At 34.0% G+C, this 19,629-nt stretch carries 16 protein-coding genes and 1 pseudogene; 10 read left to right on the top strand and 7 right to left on the bottom strand.

Annotated elements, in window-relative coordinates; genetic code table 11:
• The first annotated feature begins 55 nt into the window (after window positions 1-55).
• The 4 genes from recQ (at window position 56) to A9D35_RS01650 (ending at window position 5,846) form a co-directional block, all read left to right on the top strand.
• Window positions 56-2,185 carry a DNA helicase RecQ gene (gene recQ / locus A9D35_RS01665; RefSeq protein ID WP_066218124.1) on the top strand — a complete coding sequence of 710 codons (2,130 nt, stop codon included), beginning with the start codon at window positions 56-58 and terminating at the stop codon, window positions 2,183-2,185.
• 23 nt (window positions 2,186-2,208) lie between these two features.
• Window positions 2,209-3,084 (top strand): helix-turn-helix domain-containing protein, encoded by an 876-nt coding sequence (locus A9D35_RS01660; RefSeq protein WP_066218121.1) that lies wholly within the window; start codon window positions 2,209-2,211, stop codon window positions 3,082-3,084.
• A gap of 73 nt (window positions 3,085-3,157) precedes the next feature.
• On the top strand, window positions 3,158-4,390 hold the full coding sequence (locus tag A9D35_RS01655) for a multidrug effflux MFS transporter (RefSeq protein ID WP_066218119.1): 1,233 nt from the start codon (window positions 3,158-3,160) through the stop codon (window positions 4,388-4,390).
• A gap of 220 nt (window positions 4,391-4,610) precedes the next feature.
• Complete coding sequence (locus tag A9D35_RS01650; protein ID WP_066218118.1) at window positions 4,611-5,846, top strand: porin; 1,236 nt, start codon at window positions 4,611-4,613, stop codon at window positions 5,844-5,846.
• Window positions 5,847-5,907: 61 nt separating this feature from the next.
• Here the strand turns inward: A9D35_RS01650 and A9D35_RS01645 are convergent, their stop codons facing one another.
• Window positions 5,908-7,734 (bottom strand): DUF885 domain-containing protein, encoded by a 1,827-nt coding sequence (locus A9D35_RS01645; protein ID WP_066225690.1) that lies wholly within the window; start codon window positions 7,732-7,734, stop codon window positions 5,908-5,910.
• A 288-nt stretch (window positions 7,735-8,022) separates the two neighbouring features.
• Here A9D35_RS01645 and A9D35_RS19370 point away from each other — a divergent pair, with 288 nt between their 5' ends.
• The 3 genes and pseudogenes from A9D35_RS19370 to A9D35_RS01635 all read left to right on the top strand — a co-directional run bounded on the left by A9D35_RS19370 (window position 8,023) and on the right by A9D35_RS01635 (window position 10,925).
• Window positions 8,023-9,465, top strand: a complete 1,443-nt coding sequence (locus A9D35_RS19370; RefSeq protein ID WP_262487472.1) for a DNA topoisomerase — start codon at window positions 8,023-8,025, stop codon at window positions 9,463-9,465.
• Window positions 9,431-10,327: pseudogene (locus A9D35_RS19365) on the top strand (topoisomerase C-terminal repeat-containing protein); the annotation flags it as partial. The gene A9D35_RS19370 and the pseudogene A9D35_RS19365, both read left to right, overlap by 35 nt.
• A 4-nt stretch (window positions 10,328-10,331) precedes the next feature.
• A complete protein-coding gene (locus A9D35_RS01635) occupies window positions 10,332-10,925 on the top strand; it encodes a pseudouridine synthase (RefSeq protein WP_066218115.1) in 594 nt (197 codons plus the stop codon).
• Here the strand turns inward: A9D35_RS01635 and A9D35_RS01630 are convergent.
• The 4 genes from A9D35_RS01630 to A9D35_RS01615 form a co-directional block, all read right to left on the bottom strand.
• Window positions 10,905-11,636, bottom strand: coding sequence for a LytR/AlgR family response regulator transcription factor (locus tag A9D35_RS01630; protein WP_066218112.1), 732 nt, complete (start codon window positions 11,634-11,636; stop codon window positions 10,905-10,907). The genes A9D35_RS01635 and A9D35_RS01630 overlap by 21 nt on opposite strands.
• Complete coding sequence (locus A9D35_RS01625; protein WP_141675455.1) at window positions 11,636-12,445, bottom strand: sensor histidine kinase; 810 nt, start codon at window positions 12,443-12,445, stop codon at window positions 11,636-11,638. Before A9D35_RS01625 ends, A9D35_RS01630 begins: the two co-directional genes overlap by 1 nt.
• 246 nt (window positions 12,446-12,691) lie before the next feature.
• Window positions 12,692-13,024 carry a DUF4907 domain-containing protein gene (locus A9D35_RS01620; RefSeq protein ID WP_066218109.1) on the bottom strand — a complete coding sequence of 111 codons (333 nt, stop codon included), beginning with the start codon at window positions 13,022-13,024 and terminating at the stop codon, window positions 12,692-12,694.
• Between the two features lie 112 nt (window positions 13,025-13,136).
• Window positions 13,137-14,147, bottom strand: coding sequence for a Kelch repeat-containing protein (locus A9D35_RS01615; protein WP_083191579.1), 1,011 nt, complete (start codon window positions 14,145-14,147; stop codon window positions 13,137-13,139).
• A 264-nt stretch (window positions 14,148-14,411) separates the two neighbouring features.
• Between A9D35_RS01615 and A9D35_RS01610 the strand changes: the two genes are divergently transcribed.
• Together A9D35_RS01610 and bamG are read left to right on the top strand one after the other, a co-directional pair.
• A complete protein-coding gene (locus tag A9D35_RS01610) occupies window positions 14,412-15,716 on the top strand; it encodes a DUF4270 family protein (protein WP_066218106.1) in 1,305 nt (434 codons plus the stop codon).
• Complete coding sequence (gene bamG, locus A9D35_RS01605; RefSeq protein ID WP_141675454.1) at window positions 15,706-16,938, top strand: BamG family beta-barrel-assembly machinery protein; 1,233 nt, start codon at window positions 15,706-15,708, stop codon at window positions 16,936-16,938. Before A9D35_RS01610 ends, bamG begins: the two co-directional genes overlap by 11 nt.
• 19 nt (window positions 16,939-16,957) lie before the next feature.
• Here bamG and A9D35_RS01600 read toward each other — a convergent pair whose 3' ends face one another.
• Both A9D35_RS01600 and A9D35_RS01595 read right to left on the bottom strand, forming a co-directional pair.
• The gene (locus A9D35_RS01600; RefSeq protein ID WP_066218100.1) at window positions 16,958-17,410 is read right to left on the bottom strand and encodes a cold-shock protein; all 453 of its coding nucleotides are present in this window, start codon (window positions 17,408-17,410) and stop codon (window positions 16,958-16,960) included.
• Between the two features lie 208 nt (window positions 17,411-17,618).
• The gene (locus A9D35_RS01595; RefSeq protein ID WP_066218098.1) at window positions 17,619-18,317 is read right to left on the bottom strand and encodes a hypothetical protein; all 699 of its coding nucleotides are present in this window, start codon (window positions 18,315-18,317) and stop codon (window positions 17,619-17,621) included.
• Between the two features lie 356 nt (window positions 18,318-18,673).
• Between A9D35_RS01595 and A9D35_RS01590 the strand changes: the two genes are divergently transcribed.
• The gene (locus A9D35_RS01590) at window positions 18,674-19,624 is read left to right on the top strand and encodes an isopenicillin N synthase family dioxygenase (RefSeq protein WP_066218095.1); all 951 of its coding nucleotides are present in this window, start codon (window positions 18,674-18,676) and stop codon (window positions 19,622-19,624) included.
• The last annotated feature ends 5 nt before the right edge of the window (window positions 19,625-19,629 follow it).

Genomic DNA, 19,629 nt, shown 5'->3' with positions numbered 1-19,629 from the left:
AAATGCCATTTTATAAATGCTTTCCCTTAATTTTGCAGCTTCATAAAATTAAAGCATGCCACTACCCGATTTTAAAGATAAATTACTTCCTGCATTAAAAAGACACTTTGGTTATGACGGATTTCGTGCCCAACAACACGATATTATAACTCATGTTTTAAATGGTAATGATGCTTTAGTGATTATGCCAACCGGAGGAGGTAAATCGATTTGTTTTCAGATTCCTGCTTTAATTTTTGAAGGCGTTACTCTAGTAGTTTCGCCCTTAATTGCTTTAATGAAAGATCAGGTAGATGGGTTACGAGCAAATGGTATTCCTGCTCATTTTTTTAATAGTAGTCAGTCTAGCGAAGAGCAAACCGCTATTTTAGAACAAGTAGTTAACCATAAATTGAAATTGCTTTACGTGGCACCCGAAAGTCTATCGGGCTTATCTAACATCCTAAATGCGCGATATATTAGTTGTATCGCTATAGATGAAGCTCATTGCATTTCGTCTTGGGGTCACGATTTTAGACCCTCATATCAGCAACTCGGGTTTTTAAAAAAATCGTTGCCAAGTATTCCTATTATAGCTTTAACAGCAACAGCCGATAAAGCCACACGTCAAGATATTCTAGATCAGTTAGAAATTCCGTATGCCCAACAATTTATTTCGTCTTTCGACAGACAGAACATTTCTTTAGAAGTGCGTTCGGGAACAGAGAAAGTGAAGCAAATCATCAGCTTTGTTAAAAAACGCCCTAACCAATCTGGAATTATTTATTGTTTAAGTAGAAAAAATACAGAAGAGCTAGCTAAGAAATTAAATAGCAATGGCGTACCCGCAACGGCGTATCATGCGGGATTAAATTTTAATGAGCGCAATAAAGTTCAAGAAGATTTTGTGTACGATACTACGCAAGTGGTTTGTGCTACTGTGGCCTTTGGAATGGGTATTGACAAGTCGAATGTACGTTGGGTGATTCACCATAACATGCCAAAAAATATTGAGGGCTACTATCAAGAAATTGGTCGTGGTGGTCGTGATGGATTACAAGCCCATGCCCTACTGTTTCACAGTTATGCAGATGTTATTCAATTACGCCGGTTTGCTTCTGGAGCGTCAAATGAAGAAGTTCAGATTGCTAAATTGGAGCGTATGAAACAATTTAGTGAAGCAACAACTTGTCGCCGTAAAATTCTATTGAGCTATTTTGGTGAACTTTTAGAAGAAAATTGTGGGAATTGCGATGTGTGTAAAAATCCGCCACAAATTTTCGATGGGACAATTATTGCCCAAAAAATACTATCGGCGGTATATCGCTTAAAAGAACAAGAAGCTATAGGTACCATTTTAGATGTGCTTCGAGGTTCTCATAATGCCAATGTCTTAGAAAAAGGTTACGATAAACTAAAAACCTTTGGTATTGGTAAAGATATTGCCTGGAAAGATTGGCAGCATTTTGTAATTCAACTTATTAATCAAGGGTATTGCGAGATTGCTTTTCATAAAAACAACGCCCTACAACTTACCGAATTTTCTAACAACGTGTTGTTTAAGGGTGCTAAAGTATCTTTAACACGACCCGTACATATTGCCGAGCCTAAAACGGTTGAGAAACCAAAACGAACCAAAACGAAACGCGGAAAAACCAAAGCTACTCCCGATAGTTTATTTGAACGCTTGCGCCAATTACGTTATAAAATATCTAAAGAAGAGAACATTCCGGCGTATTTAATTTTTAGTGATAAAACATTAATTGAAATGGAACGTGTACGACCTATGAGCATTATGGAAATGATGGATGTTAGCGGTGTAGGACAACATAAAGCAGAAACGTATGGCGATGAGTTTATTGAAGAAATTTTAAATTTCTTAGGTGCCAAACTAAAAAAGGAGAAAAAACGCGCTACCCATTTAGTGACTTACGATTTGTATAAAAAAGGCTTGTCTGTAGAAGAAATATCTATGCAAAGAAAACTTCGCGACACGACTATTTACTCGCATATAGCCAAGCTTTACAGTGACGGAAAAGATATAAATATTTACGATTTTGTATCTAAACGCGAAGTTGAAGACGTTAAACAAGCCAAAAAACAAATTGAAGGATCTACCTCCTTAAAAGCCTTTTATGAGTATTTTGACGAGCAGTTAGATTATTTTAAAATCCGGCTAGCCTTAAGCGTTATCGACAGCGATTAAACATTTGTAATACACATGCTTAAATGAATGTATTTAATTCTATAGAAGAACTTTTAGCGGCTTTAAAGATATCGCGTAAAATGGTCTTCCCTGACTTTTTTATATTCAAATTCGACGAGATTAATTACGGAATACACCAAGCTACTTTTCCTCATTTTAAACGGTTTTTCGAAATCTCGTTCTTTGAAGAAAATAGCAATAAAGTTCAAATTGGACATACTACTATACAGGATTTAAATAATACAATAACCTTTACATCGCCAATGCAATCGCTTTCCATAAATAGGAAAACTCAGCCCATAGGTGTATCTATTCTGTTTGATTCCAATTTTTTTTCGCCTCAAAAACATCAGTATAACATACAGCACGAATTTTCATTTTTTAAGTTAAAGTCTCAACCTGCCTATAAATTAAATGTCAATGAGCAGGCTTATGTAAAGTCTATTTTAGAACATATTTATACGGAACATGAACATCACGACGCACAAAGTTTCGAAATTATTCAAGGCTATCTCATCATTCTTTTAAATTATCTGAAACGGATTTTAAAAGACAATTCAGCCAATTTAAGATTAAAGCGTTACGAAGAAATCACGATTAGATTTGAAGAGTTAATTCTTCAAGAAGACGAGGGGTATAATTCTATTTCAGAATACGCTAATCAATTAAATATTAGCCCCATATATTTATCGGAATGCGTAAAGCGTGCTACTGGTTTAACGGCTAAAAAAATACTTTCGAATTATCAAATGCTGAGAGCTAAATCCCTATTAATTCAAACTTCGTTATCTGTCGAAGCCATTGCGCATCAAATGGGATTTGATGAAGCCACTAATTTTATAAAATTCTTTAAAAATAACGAAAACCAAACCCCTCTAGCCTACAGAAAACAACCTTAAAAAGTATCATTTTTACTTTATTTTTAATTGTTAAATGTCCGTTTGCCTCTCCTACCTTTGCACAAAAAAGAATATGAAGACGCTTCACGTCAATATTAATAAAATAGGTATTGTTAGTTTATTTTTGGCTGCATTAAGCACCTTATCCCCTTTTGCCACAGATTCTTATTTGGCTGCCATGCCCGATATGGCTACTTATTTTGGAATCAGTATCCACGTGGTCGAACTCACCGTAACGCTATACTTTTTAGGGTTTGCTGTTGGGAACTTTTTTGGAGGACCTTTATCTGATGCCTTTGGTAGAAAATATATCGCCATGTTAGGAGTTGTATTATATGGCCTATCGGCTTTAAGTATTCCGTTTTGTTCCTCTATAGATTTAATTTTGTTATTGCGATTTACACAAGCTTTTGGTGGTGGATTTGCAACTGTAACTTCTAACTTGTTTATTAAAGACTGGTATAAAGAAGAACAAGTGGCACGACTAATTACCATTACTTCTATGATTACCATGTTAGCACCTTTAATTGCTCCTATTTTAGGTTCGGTATTAATACATTACGGGAATTGGACCACAGTATTTTATTTTATGGCCCTGTTTGCACTGGTGCTTTTTACAAGTTTTAGTTTATGCATACCAGAGTCGCGTAAACCCGAATATATCACGAAAAAAATTACCTTAAATCAATTTTTTGAAAAGTATAAATTATTCTTTTTAGATAAAACTTCTGTTTTATTATTATTGGCTGTTAGCTTATCTTTTTCTGGTTTATTCGTATTTATAACCAGTGCCTCATTTATTTATTTGGAATATTTTAAGGTAAAAGCATCCTATTTCTCCATCTTTTTTGGAGCAAATATTGTCCTTAATATCATCTTTTCTTTTTCCAATACGTTTTTATTGAAAAGATACCACGCACAAACACTTTTACAAACAGGTTTAATTATTCAATGTATTGCAGGATTCTTGCTATACCTTATCGTGCAGTTTAATATGGCAAACCTTTGGAATGTGTTTGTACTTATAGTATTGTTTATAGGTAGTCTTGGTTTAATTTTCGGTAACGGAGCAGCACTAATTTTAGGTTTACGTCCAGAGTTAAGTGGTTCTGCCAATGCTGCTATTGGTATCACTAGATTTTTATTAGGATTTGCGTTAGGTACCTTAATCGCTCTATTTCATACCAACGATTTAATGCCAATTGCCATAGCCATGTTTGGTTGTACCTTGAGTGCTAATGTGTTCTTTATTTGGTACAAAACGGCGCATAACAAAGCCTTAAGATTAAAGTTTTCTGAAAAATAAAAATTTAAACTATTGATTTTCATTAATTCAGTCTAATATCATTATCTACAACAACTTACACCTATAAACCAATACCAATAATATAGCCTTAACAAGCTTGTAAAATTGTTTTTTGTATTTGATTTCTAAATTAATATTAGGTTACTTTTTAATTTCAAAAACATAAATACTTTCAAATAAAAAAGAGTTACGTAAATTCGTGTTGTCTATTCGTCCATTTATGAAACAACAAACCAACCACCTATTATTTCTGGCTTTTTTATGTTCGCTTTTGTCGACCTCTTTTGGTTATGCACAACAAGACACCATTTCAACTAAAAATGCAGATTCTGTTAAAGGGCTTAAAGTCAATATAAAATATACCGATAAAGGATTTGCTTTTAGCACCGCAGATAATAATTATTTAATACATATTGAATCCCGATTTCAATTCCGATTTGCCACGCCTAGCGATCAAAGTCCGGTGACTTACGATGAGGTTTACGATGAAAACGAAACCGTTTTTAAAATAAACCGAGCCCGTTTAAAGGTTGGAGGACACGCTTATAAATCGTGGTTAAAATACTATTGGGAATATGAATTGGCTCAAGGTAATTTATTGGATTTTAGAATAATGCTTGAAAAATATTCATTCTTCAAGATTAAAGCGGGACAATGGAAAACCTATTACAACAGAGAACGTGTTATTTCTTCTGGGAAACAACAAACAGTAGATCGTTCTATATTAACACGTCCCTTTACTATAGACAGACAACAAGGGGTTGAGTTTTTTGGAAGACTACCTCTGCACAAATATGCAGATTTTACTTATAATTTTTCCGTGCTAACAGGAATGGGCCGAGGGGCTACCCAAAACGACGACGATCATTTAATGTATGTAGGGCGATTACAATATAATTTGTTTGGACGAGAATTAGGTTTTTCGGGATCAGATCTTGATAATCACGATGAATTTACAGGAATTATTGCTGTTGCTGCCGCTACAAACCGAAGTCCTTACACCCGATTCTCTCAAGCTGGTGGTGGTCAACTTTATGGATTCGAAGAGGGCGTAGACGGACAATATCGCGTTAACCAACAACTTATAGAAACCGCCTTTATGTATCGTGGTTTATCTTGGCAGAACGAATTTCATGCTAAAGAAATTTTCGACCATGTTAACCAACAAACTACGAAACTAAAGGGTGCTTATTTTCAGGCAGGATACTTTTTTCACAGCATTTGGAAAAAGTTTCCTAAACCCTTGGAAATCGCCGGGAGATATTCCTATTATAAGCCAAACATCGAAAATATTAATGCAGGCGAAGAAGAATTTGTAATTGCCTGTAATTGGTTTTTTAAAGGCGGTCACAGAAATAAATTAACAGCAGAACTCACCTATTTTGATTTCGAACATCAAGGCGATGGTTTTGCCGATGGTGCTCGTTTTAGATTGCAGTGGGATGTATCGTTTTAATGCGAAATTTTGCCTAATAAAAAATGCCTAGCGTACATTGAGTATGACATACACTAGGCCTTTATAAATTACTTGACTTTTGTGATGCTATCCAATTATCAACTCTTCGTTCTAATAGATCTAAAGGTAACGCCCCACCTCCAAGAACGGTATCATGAAAAGCTTTAATATCGAATTTACTTCCTAATTCTGATTCTGCCTTTTGTCTTAATTCTTGAATTTTTAACATACCTATTTTATAAGCTGTAGCCTGGCCGGGAATCACCATATAACGTTGTACTTCTGCAGTAATTGCCCCCTCAGAAACCGAAGAGTTTTCTTTAAAATATTTAAAAGCATCGGCTTCCGTCCAACCTTTTGAATGTAATCCGGTATCTACTACTAATCTTATGGCTCTCCATATTTCATTAACCAAACGACCAAAATCATAATACGGATTTTTGTAACCACCCATTTCTTTAGCTAAAGCTTCGGCATATAAGGCCCAACCTTCAGTATAGGCTGTAAACCACAATTGCGTTCTAAACTTAGGGACAGATTCCAACTCTTGCATTATTGAAATTTGCATATGATGCCCCGGATTTCCTTCATGATAAGCTACACCTTCCATGGTGGTTTTATCCATAGAAGTCATATCTGAAAGATGAACATAATACACTCCTGGACGTGAACCATCTGGAGTTCCTGCATGATAATGTTGTGGCGCACCATCTTGCTCTCTAAAGGCTTCTACTCGTTTTACAATTAATTTAGCCTTAGGTAGAATTCCAAAATAATTAGGTAATAGGTTGGTTATAGTATCTAAATACTTCTTAGTTTCATCGATATAGGCTTGTCGCCCTTCATCTGTATTAGGGAAATAAAACTGTGGATCGCTATCTACAAATTTAAAAAACGCTTTTAAATCACCTTCAAAACCCACTTGGTCTTTAATTGCTAACATTTCTTTTCTTATTCGAGCAACTTCTTCTAATCCTTTCTTATGAATGTCTTCTGCATTTAAATCTGTAGTTGTACTAACTTTTAACATATAATTGTAATAATCAGCGCCATTAGTATGCCTACTTACCCCTGTAGGTGTGGCTTCTGTATTTGGAATTTCACTTTTTAGCCAAGCTAATAGATCTTGATAAGCGGGAGTAAAAGAGGATTTAATCACATTTTTAGATGCTGCTTTAAGGGAGTCTGCGACCTTAAGAGTTATGGATTGAGACCCTAAAAGCGTGTCAATTTTCCGATTCATATCATTTATTAAAGGCTGTCCATCTATAAGGCCTTCTGTTTGTGAAATCACCGTTTCAAAAGTAAATTTCGGAGGTAACACACCTAAATCTGCTTGTTCCTTTGCACGTTCTAGCAATTGATTTACTATTCGTTGAGTTGCATCTACCCTAGAGATATAAGCCGACATATCTGACATACTATCAACCTTATGATAATTAATTAAAAAATTGGGTATAAAAGTATGTATTGCTGTCATTTGGTCAAACACATAAGTCATTTTCTGATACATCTTTTTTTCTTTCAATAACTCATACTGGTAAACCCATATGTCGTAAGACATTTTATCTTCATCATTTAAAGCATCATAATCAAATGTGTCTTGAAGTTCCTTAGTAGTTGTAGTATACCAAGCTAATTTTTTATTTTCAGCATCAATGCTAAAATCATCAATTTGATCGTACAAATCCTTTCGACCTTGCAACGTTAATTCAATAGGACTCATTTGTAATAGTTCCTCATACTTGTCATTAAACCATGTATTAATAGCTTCAGATTGATCGGGTGTTTTTATATCTGATTCTTTTGGAGTGTCTTTGCAAGAAGCACAGAAAAACAATACAATTAAAATAGATACAAGGTCTCTGGTGGTTGTGGATTTTATCATAATTACCAAATTAAAAATTAAACGAAGTATAACATGTGGGTGTGGAGACATGGCAAGGCTTTTAAATATATGACAATTATTTCAAAATCAACACATTACAATTAGTGTTTTTATTTGTTTTTATTGAAAAGAATTGATTTTACAGAAACAATTATTAAACCGCAATTATACTTTAAACCCTTAAACACCTAAATTTTGAAGACTAATTTCGTTGATAACTCCTGATAACTCTACTTCCTTTTACTCGGTAAAAGTTTTATTTTGCGGTCTGTTATTTAAAGAAATAAAATGAAAGTATGTATTGCTGAAAAGCCCAGTGTTGCCCGAGAAATTGCATCTGTATTAGGTGCTAATACGAAGCACGATGGGTATTATGAAGGCAATGGATATGCCGTAACCTACACTTTTGGACATTTGTGTACCTTATGCGAACCTAACGATTACAAACCACATTGGAAAAGCTGGGATTTGAATAATTTACCCATGCTTCCGGATAAATTTAAAACTAAAGTAACAGCAGATTCTGGTATTCAGAAACAGTTTAAAATTGTAAAAGGATTATTTGAAAAAGCCGATGTCGTTATAAACTGTGGTGATGCCGGGCAAGAAGGAGAACTCATTCAGCGTTGGGTTTTAGATCAGGCAGAATATAAAGGCGAAGTACAACGCCTTTGGATTTCTTCGTTAACCACAGAAGCGATAAAGGAAGGCTTCGAGCACTTAAAACCGTCTAAAAATTACGATAATTTATATTATGCTGGGTTTTCTCGCGCTATTGGCGATTGGATTTTGGGTATGAATGCCACACGCTTATACACCTTAAAACACGGTGGTTATAAGCAAGTATTGTCTGTAGGGCGTGTACAAACCCCAACCTTGGCTATGGTTGTTAACCGATTTAAAGAGATAGAAAACTTTAAGCCGCAACCGTATTGGGAACTACAAACCCTTTACCGAGATACACTATTTAGTTATGAAGAAGGTCGGTTTTTAAAAATGGAAGATGGTGAAATTCTGGCCAATAAAGTTAAAGAAGACGATTTTGAAATTGTTTCTATCACCAAAAAGAAAGGTACAGAATACGCGCCTAAACTATTCGATTTAACAGGATTACAAGTATATTGTAATACAAAATTTGGCTTTTCGGCAGATGAAACCTTGAAAATAGTACAAAAGCTATACGAGCAAAAAGTAGTAACGTACCCTAGAGTAGATACCACCTTTTTACCAACAGACATTTATCCAAAAGTACCGGGCATACTTCAAAAATTAACGAATTACAGTCCCTTAACCGAACCGTTATTAGGCAAGAAAATTAAGAAGTCATCTCGGGTTTTTAACGATAAAAAAGTAACCGATCACCACGCCATTATTCCAACGGGAATTCAAATTAATTTACAATACAACCAGCAACAAGTTTACGATATTATTGTAAAACGATTTATTGCTGTTTTTTACGAGGATTGCTCGGTGTCTAACACCACCGTTATTGGTAAAGCGGCCGAAGTAAATTTTAAAACCACAGGAAAAGAAATTCTTAAAAAGGATGGCGCGTTGTGTTTGAATCGCCTGAAAAAGAAAAGAAAGAAACAGGAATTTTACCAACGTTTACCAAAGGAGAAAAAGGTCCTCACGAACCTTCGTTTTAGAAAAGCAAACCAAACCGCCAAATCAGTTTACAGAAGCCTCGCTCCTACGTGCTATGGAAACCGCAGGGAAACAAGTAGATGATGATGATTTACGGGAATTGATGAAGGAAAATGGTATTGGAAGGCCCTCTACTAGAGCCAATATTATTGAAACCTTATTTAAGCGTAAATACATAGTTAGAAATAAAAAACAAGTTCTACCTACCACAACAGGAATACAGCTGATTGACACCATACAAAACGAATTATTGAAATCGGCAGAATTAACCGGGCTTTGGGAGAAACAATTAAAGGATATAGAAAAAGGCGAGTATAACGCGGGAACGTTTATAAAAAACATGAAACGTATGGTAGACCAATTGGTTTACGAAGTGCGTAGCGAAACTAAACGCGCCAATATTTCTCATGCCGTCACAGCTAAAAAGAAAGCTGCAAAGGTTGAAGCCAAACAACAAGCAGGCATCTTAGCAGAAACCTGCCCAAAATGTAAACAAGGCACTTTAATAAAAGGAAAATCGGCTTATGGTTGCAGTCAATTTAAATCGGGGTGCGACTTTGTGTTACCGTTTAGTTTTAATGATAAAAAGATTTCAGAGAAACAATATATCAGATTACTACATAAAGGGTCGACAGTTAATTTAAAAGGATTTAAAACAGAAACCGGAACTGTGGAAGGTTTACTACGTTTTGATGATGCTTTTAAATTGGTGTTAGAACCTAAAAGAACTACGCCAGAACCATCTAAACCAGACACCGTTCCAGATGTATTAACATGTCCGAAATGTAAAACAGGAACCGTAGTTAAGGGTAAAACGGCATATGGTTGTAGTGCCTTTAAGTCGGGATGCGATTTTAAAGTTCCATTCGATGTCATTCGAGAACAGTCTAAAGGACAAAAACTAACAAAGGAATTGGTTTTTAGTATTTTAAAATCAGCCACATAACGTTATGCATCAGCATTTTAAAATCTATAAACCTTACGGATATTTAAGTCAGTTTATTAATAACGGACAAAAACAAAACCGCAAAAAACTACTTGGGGAACTTGGAGATTTCCCAGAAGGCACGATGTCTATTGGTCGTTTAGATGAAAAATCTGAAGGCTTATTACTTTTAACCACAGATGGTAAAATGAGTGATTTTGTAAACAGTTCTAAAGTAGATAAGGAATACTACGCTCAAGTAGATGGCCTTATTACAGAAGCTGAAATTACAGAATTACAACAAGGTGTAGAAATTGGTTTGTCTGGAAAAAAATACACCACCAAACCCTGCCAAGTCTTTAAACTGAATGCGCCACCCAATTTTCCTGAGCGCACAAAAAAAATAAGAGATGAACGTCACGGACCAACCTCATGGGTGTCTATTACTTTAAATGAAGGTAAATTTAGACAAGTTAGAAAAATGACTTCTGCGGTTGGATTTCCTACCTTACGATTAGTTCGTATTCGAGTTGGCGCCATATATTTAGATGATTTAAATCCTGGGAATGCCATTGAAATTTCTAATTTAAAAGCTGAATTAAACCCCCAAACGCTCTAGAACATCTTTCTTAAACGTTTCACCTATAGGAATACGCATATCGTTTTGTAATACAATTTTAGTTTTTTGTAAAGCCTTTATATAATTAACATTTACAATAAACGATTTATGCACTCTAAAAAACTGATTATTAGTAGGTAATTTGCTTAGCATATCCTTAAAACTAAGCAAGGTTATTATAGCCTTACTTGAATGGATGTCGTATATTTTAATATAATCTTTTAGGCCTTGAATATAAGTGATATCGTCGGTTTTAATTTTGATGTTTTCGTATTCAGATTTAACAAAAATAAAATTGTTTTCTGGTTGAGATATGGTTCCTATAGAGGATACTACATTTGCCGTTTGCATATGTTCTAATTCGTATTTTTCCTTTGCACGCGCTACTGCTTTAATAAAGCGATGAAAAGGAATGGGTTTTACTAAATAATCTGTGGCGTTTAAATTAAATCCGTCTAACGCATATTGCGGATAAGCCGTTGTAAATATAAATTGAGGTAAATTTTCAATAGATTTAACCAAGTCGATACCACTTAAATTGGGCATTTCTATATCTAAAAACACCAAATCGACTTGCTTTTTACTCAACAAGGTAATCGCTTCAAGCGGATTTGTGCATTTTGCAACAATATCTATCCCTCCTATTTGCTTTAAATACGATTCAACAACATCTATGGCTAAAGGCTCGTCATCTATAATAATACATTTCATTAGGATACATTTAAATTTAACTGCACAATAAATTGATTATCTAATTCTTCAATTTCGAGTGTATGCTGGTTAGGATATAATAATTGTAAGCGCTCTTTGGTGTTCTGCAAACCAATACCCGAATTGTTAGGATCTTGTTTCTGGTTCCCTATTAAATTCACACATTTAAATTTTAAATTGAATTCGTTCACTACGATTTGAATATGCACTAAGGTATTCCCTTTATAATCGGTACCATACTTAAAGGCATTTTCAATAAAAGGAATTAAAAGTAAAGGTCTTATTTTTTGTTGCCCAATAGGCCCTCTAATTTGAAGCGTTACATCCTGGTTATTAGCAATTCTTAAGCGTTGTAATTTTAAATAATTTTGTACATAATCTAATTCGTCTTGAAGCAAAACAAAGTCGTTATCGGCTTGATAGAGCATATAACGCATTAGTTCCGATAAGGTAATAACCGCTTCTGGCGCATCATTAGATTTTTTATTGGTTAATGAATAAATACTGTTTAATGAATTAAAAAGGAAATGCGGACTTAATTGATTTTTTAAAAAATGTAATTCTGCTGAAGATTTTTGAGCTTCAATATCCTTTTGTAGTTGTATATTATTATCCCATTCCAAATACATTTTAACTGCGGTACCAATCACCAATAAAACAATAATAAAAAAACTAGGAAAACCGAGTTTAAAGCCTGTAAATTCTGGTGGATTTCCAGGCCTATTTGGTCGCGGTAAATTCGGACCAAACTCTGGTCTTGGAAACGCATACTCCAACAAAAACAAGGTAGAAATTAATAGCAAGGCCACAAACACAAAGTATTTAAAATTTTGTTTTTGTAATAAAAATTTAGGAACCAACACTAAATAATTTATGTAGAAAACAACTACTCCAACAAGTAAAATAATTAAAAAGGAATCGGTAATCTTCCTGTATTAAAATAAATCTGAAGAAAAAACACAAATATAAAAAAGGCCCAAATTACAAGATGAATCAGACTTTCCTTTTTAAGGTTTTCAAAGATTGGTTGTACTCCTTTCATTTTAATTATTGATCTAATTATTACAGTTTAAGGCAATAGAATTAGACTCTAATTCTTTAATAGTAATATTCGGATTTGTTTTGTGTTCTAGTTTTTCTATGACCAAATTGGCAATGGTTTTGGCATCAGATTCTGAACAAAATGTAAGATTGTTTTGCACGGCAGGTATAACCTCTTGTTTTATAACAATTTTATTGTCCTTACTAATATTATAACCGTAACCGGAGTTAACAGTATAGATGTTTGCCTTATACTTGGATATTTTTTCATTTTTAAGCGAAAAAAACAAAACACCTACAGCACTTACAATGCTCAAAACTAATACAATTAATATGGCTTTTTTCATAAGATTTTAATAAAATCCCAAGGTTTTAAAAATTATACCTTGGGATTGAAACAAACTAAGTAACTAACTAAATACTCAACGGATAACCGTTGTATTAAAACAAATCAATCTATTAATCTTCATCACTATAAGTTTCCTGCGGAAACAATTCGTAATTATCATCTAAATATAAACTTCCTGTTCGGCCTAACAGCACAAAACCTTTGCTGCCGTTAGAGAATGCAAGTGCATCTTGACGAGAAGAGGCTTCTATACTTGTAATCTGTGTCCAAGCATCTGTTCCAGGGTTATACTCCCAAGTAGAACTTAGAACACCTGTATTGTAGCCGGTGCATACATAACCTAATCCATCTAAAGTAAACGCTACAGCATTCGATCTCGTAATGGCATAATCGTCATCGTAATCTAAATCATTTTTTCTTGTAAATACTTCTGTCACAGGATCGAATTCCCAGAAATCGGTTTTATAAATACCATTACTTACACCAGTACCAATATACACCTTGTCTCCTATAGTAAACGATGTTGCAAAACGACGCTTTTCTCCACCAAAACCTACAAGTTCCGACCACTCATCGGTAGTAGGGTTATATTTATAAAAATCTTTTCTATCGTTATCTCCGTCGTAACCGGTACCTAAATATCCGGTACTATTTGCAGCAAAAGCAATTGCAGAACGTCTAGGTCCACCAATAAAATCTGCTTTTTGTGTCCATGTATTAGACGATTTATTATAAGACCAAAAATCGCTTAATTCATCTGTCCCGTCATAACCAATGCCCAAATATCCAGTGCCATCAATTTGAAACCCCGATGCAGAACTTCTTGCTGTACCCGGAAAATCTGCTTTTTGCACCCAGTAATCGCCTTCAATATTATACTCCCAGAAATCATTTAAATAATCATCACCATCATAACCTGTTCCCATATACCCCATATTATCTAAAACAAAACCAACAACATTACTTCGGGGAACACCATCAAATACAGATCGTTGTTTCCAATTTCCTCTATCGCCATCATCATCGTCGCTAGAACAATTAAACAAACTTAAGGTTAATACACCTAAGACTAATATTTTTGAAGCATTTGTAATCATATTTGTAATCATATTTAAAATCATTTATTAAGGGTTTATGTTGATTTGATTTTTGTATACATCAATTTTTAAATTCGATTTCAAAACTACAGGGTTTGTCATGTTCTAGAAAATATAGTAGATAGCCTATGAAAATCTCTATACCAACAGGGTGGCTTTATCGATGAATGCTACTTTAAAAAATAATCGACTGTTATACCGCATTCGAAGAGATAAAGCCCGTTTTGGTCTAACTCTTTTTAATTGTAAGATGTACCATAGTAAGTTCGTTTGAAAAAATAATGAACCATGAACTCAATTTGTTTTAAAGCGCTCTTTGGAGCCTTTTGTTTTGTTACACTCTTAGTGTCTTGCGAAACAGATACTACAGCTGTAGTTGGCGAAAATTGGATTAACAACGGAACCAAAGTATTTTATATAGATACGTTTACTGTCGCAACTTCTACTTATAAATTCGATTCTATTGTAACTGGTAATACAAGCCGCTATTTACTTGGTGGGTATACCGACCCTATATTTGGACATGTTAAAGCTAGTCCGTATTTTCAATTATATAGTTATGAATATTATTTAGATACCGAAGCCAAATTCGATTCTGTAGCCTTACTTTTAGATTATTCGGGATACTATTATAACGACACCATTCCTAAGCAAACACTAAATGTTTTTGAAGTTTTAGAGACCATAACACCTACAGAAGATTATTTTTATAATACCAGTAGCTTTAAAACAAACCCCGAACACATAGGTGAATTAACTTTTAGCCCAACTCCAAAATCCTCCGACTCCATTCATATTCCTTTAAATTCAGATTTTGGGAAAAATCTATTTCAAGCGATTCAAGATAAAGATATATCTAGTTTAGATGAATTAACTCAGCAATACCAAGGTATTATGTTAGAAGCAGACGATGCCAATACGACGGTATTAGGAATAGGAACGAGCTCTAAATTACGCCTTTATTATTCTATTAAAAATGAAGTTGAAACAGAAACCTATTATTACGATTTATCGATAAATACATCAAACAGCTTCCATAATATATCCACAAATTATAACAATACACATTTTAAATCTTTGGTTGAACAAACCGATGAAGTTGCAAGTAAAATAGCCGATAATTTAAGTTTTATACAAGCTGGTAGCGGCTTAGTAACCAAAGTTAATATTCCATATCTAGAACGCATCTACACCATAAACGGTTCCGGATCTATCATGGATGCCAACTTAAAAATATCTTTAAAACAAAATTCGAATACCAAAAATTTAACCATTCGAGATTCTCTCAACATCTACTTAATCGATCAAACGCTAGCCATTTCTACACAACTTACAGATTACTCTGGTACTAGTGTTTACGGAATAAAATCTGTAAATGAATTCGATTCAGATATAATCACTTACAACATTCCCGTAAAATATTTTGTCGATTTAAAACTCAATGCGGTGAATGCTTCAAATTTAGCGCTCGGAATTACATCGCAAGGATTTAATGAATCTGTAGATCGCTATGTTTTAGAAGGAGAAGCTTCAACAGAAAACGATTTAAAAACAACTTTAGAACTAACCTACGCTTTATACGATGATGAATAGAATATATTTAATAACAACCATAGGATTATTGAGTTCCATTTATGCCATGTCGCAAACGAACTCTTTATCCAGTTCGCCCTACTCGCTCTATGGTTTAGGAACCTTTAACACCACCAACACAGGAGGATCTACAGCCCTTGGAAATACGGGAATAGCCAATAATTCTTCAGAATTTATTAATAATTTAAATCCGGCTTCTATGTCTAGCATTCCTTTAAATACCTTTTTTTTCGATGTCGGATTTAAGTCTGAATATGGTTTACAAGTCGATGGCAGTGTACAAGAATCTAAACTCGTTGCAAACTTTTCTAATGTGGCGTTTGGATTTCCCATTAACAAAAAATCTGGATTAAGTTTAACACTTATTCCCTATACAAATGTGGGGTATAACGTTACTAATATGGAAACCGATATTGAAGGCTCTACCTCTTCCTTTTATAGCGATATTAATGGTTCTGGAGGCTTAAACGATTTAAAATTAAATTATGGTTACGCCATCCTAAACAACCTAAGTGTTGGGGTAACTGGCTCGGTTTTATTCGGACAAATTATAGAAAATGAAATCGATTATATAGGCGAAAACGTATTAAATATTTATAATGCTAATAGTTATTCTGGACTACAATTTGGAGCCGGAATACAGTATAGCCCGATTAAAAATATAACCTTAGGTTCGGTTGTAACTTTACCAACTAGTTTAAGCGGAATTCAGGATAGAAAAGTATCGCAGCTTTATGAAAGCGATATAAACTCTGAGCAAGATATAGACGATTTTAAACTTCCTTTAGAGCTAGGTTTTGGTGTACAAACACGCTTTTTAGATCAAGTAGATGTATCTGTAGACTACAAAAAGAAGTATTGGGCAAACACCAATCAAACTGATCAACTAGGTACTTTTGTTGATCAGGATATTTTGGGTTTAGGTGTTGAATTCTCTCCGAATGCAAACCCTTTAAAATTTTGGAACACCTTACAATATCGTGCCGGACTAAATTACGATAGTGGTAATTTAGAAATTAACGACACAAAAATTAGAAATTATGCCCTTAATCTTGGTTTAGGAATTCCGTTAAGACACGATGGCTTATCGATGTTAAACGTAGCCTATTCGTACGGAAAAAAAGGTCAAGTTTTTGAAGGTCTTATTCAAGAAAACTACCATATGCTAACACTAAATATTAGTTTAGCTGGTCGTTGGTTTGAAAAAAGAAAGATTTTTTAATAAAAAAGTGCGGGATGGGTTAAATTTTCTTAACTCGTACCGCATTCATACCTTTCATTCCGCGTTCTAATTCAAATTGAACTTTATCGTTTTCAATAATAGTATCAATTAAACCACTAACGTGACAGAAATATTTTTCAGAATTTTCAGCATCAATTATAAATCCGAAACCTTTAGAGCTATCAAAAAATGATACTTTCCCTTTACGGATTGGATCTACTTCCTCAATATCACTATCGTCCTTTTTAGGAATTCCAATAACAATATCTTCTGCATCTACTTTAATTTTATCTGCTGGATCTGGTGGCGTATCGGTTAAATTTCCGTACTGATCTACATAGGCAAATTGTATGCCTTGACTGTCTTTAGACTCTGCTTTACGAGCTTCTTTTTTCTTTAATTTTTCTTCACGCTTTTTTTGACGTGCTTTTTCTTTTTCGATTTTATTGTACGTCTGTTGAGACTTAGCCATAAATTACTATTTGTTTTAAATTGAAGATTATATTTATTGATAAGAATACGGCTTGCTTTTTTTGGTAGAAAGCCTAAAATATATTCAAATCTATACAAATATAATGTAAGTATTTGGATTTGATTAAAACTACTAGGAAAACTATTGATAATAAATAGTTAAGTCTTTAGTAATTTATCGTTTTAAGGCACTTAGAATACCCTATAATTTATTCTTTTACGATAATAATAGAGCCTTTTACGCCTTTGGCAAGATTCCAGGTATTTCCCGATATAACATTTCCGTCATCGTCTAAAACTTTAAACTCTGCCGTATTGGGTCCAGAAGATCCTGTGTTTAACGCTTTAAAGTCTATTTTGTTTAGTCCTGGCTGTAATTCAAATTCAAAACCGCTAAAACCATTTGTTAACAGCACATTGTGCTGTATAATATCGTCGTTTACAAGCACCATAATCCTATCACCATCAAAAGCTTGATGGTCTCTGTAAATCACATTTACCTTACCAGATTTGGTTTTAAAATCTCCGTAATATTCATCTACTAAACTCCCAATAGCATCTGGATTAGCCGCTTCAGACTCAGGCATTTTTAATTGTCTTTTTAAGCGTTCTTCATAAAGTTCGGCAGGATTTCCGAAAGTTTTTTTATTAAACATCGAAAATTCTTCTTTTACATTTAAATCTTCTCGTTTAGTTACTGTTAATCCATTCACTTTATTAGATGCCTCTGGCTCATCTAAACTAGGTGCTTCTAAAGGTTCTATATTTAAACTATGTGTTTCTGTCGCCTCACCTGCTTCACTTTCTATAGCTGGTATGATGGCAGAAGATTGCTGGCGAGCATCGATTTGAGACCAAGCTGTACTTGAAAAAATAAAAAATGTTACGAAAAGAAATAGGTACTTCATATATTACTTAATACTGTCCAAAATTAATTTTTAATTTTTAAAAGACGCAAAAATCATTCCTAAAAATTGTTAAGGTTTTTAATTCATTTTATAGTCATAAATTATAACTCTTACTGCGTAAAACCTTATGTCTTACTTTACTACCCGTTTAAATTCTTAAGCCGTAATACAAAAACAAGGTAGATTTAAAAGGGTCTCTATTTTAACGTAACCAAGAGATTCTATTGGCAAACAGATATAAATAAAATATATTGCAATTAAACCTTTAAAAAATTGCGAATTACCTAAAAATCAATCCAATTTTCTAGCATTGTTTTTTGTACATTTGTATTAAAAGCTTAGTAAAATCAAGAAATATGAATAGCATTCCAAGCGTAGATTTAAACGATTTTATTTCTAACGACCCTATAAAAAAGCAACAATTTGTAGACCAAATCGGTAAAGCTTATGAGGACATCGGATTTGTAGCCCTAAAAGGACATTTTTTAAACGAGCAATTGATTACAGATTTATATTCTGAGATTAAACAGTTTTTCGATTTACCCGAAGCTGTAAAATCGAAATATGAAATTGATGGTCTTGGCGGTCAGCGTGGCTATACATCTTTTGGAAAGGAACATGCTAAAGGGAAAAAGGAAGGCGATTTAAAAGAGTTTTGGCATTTTGGACAATATGTAGAAGATGATCCTAAACGCGAAGCCGAATATCCACAAAATGTGATGGTAACAGAACTTCCGAAGTTTAATACTGTTGGAAAAGAAGCCTATAAAATGTTAGAAAAAACAGCGCAATATGTGCTACGGGCTTTGGCTCTCTATTTAAATTTGGAAGAAACTTATTTTGATGCCTATATACATAACGGAAATTCAATTTTAAGACCTATACACTACCCACCAATACAAACTGAGCCTAAAAATGCGGTGCGTGCAGCCGCCCATGGCGACATTAATTTAATTACCTTATTAATGGGGGCTCAAGGTCGTGGTTTACAAGTACAAAACAATGCTGGCGAATGGATAGACGCCATAGCCAAAGCCGACGAATTAATGATAAATGTTGGCGATATGCTTTCGCGACATACCAATAACAAACTAAAATCTACCATTCACCGTGTGGTGAATCCGCCTAAAGAATTATGGGGAACATCTAGATATTCTATTCCATTTTTTATGCATCCTATAAGTGAAATGAAATTAGATGTTTTAGAAAATTGTATAGATGCAAATCACCCAAAACAATTTGAAGATATTACTGCTGGCGACTATTTACATGAACGATTAGTAGATTTAGGCCTAATAAAAAATTAAACAGT

The sequence above is a fragment of the Formosa haliotis genome (assembly GCF_001685485.1).
In the GTDB taxonomy this organism is placed as follows: Bacteria; Bacteroidota; Bacteroidia; order Flavobacteriales; family Flavobacteriaceae; genus Formosa; species Formosa haliotis.
The sequence above is the reverse complement of the archived record's forward strand: the minus strand, read 5'-3'. Positions and strand labels throughout refer to the sequence as shown.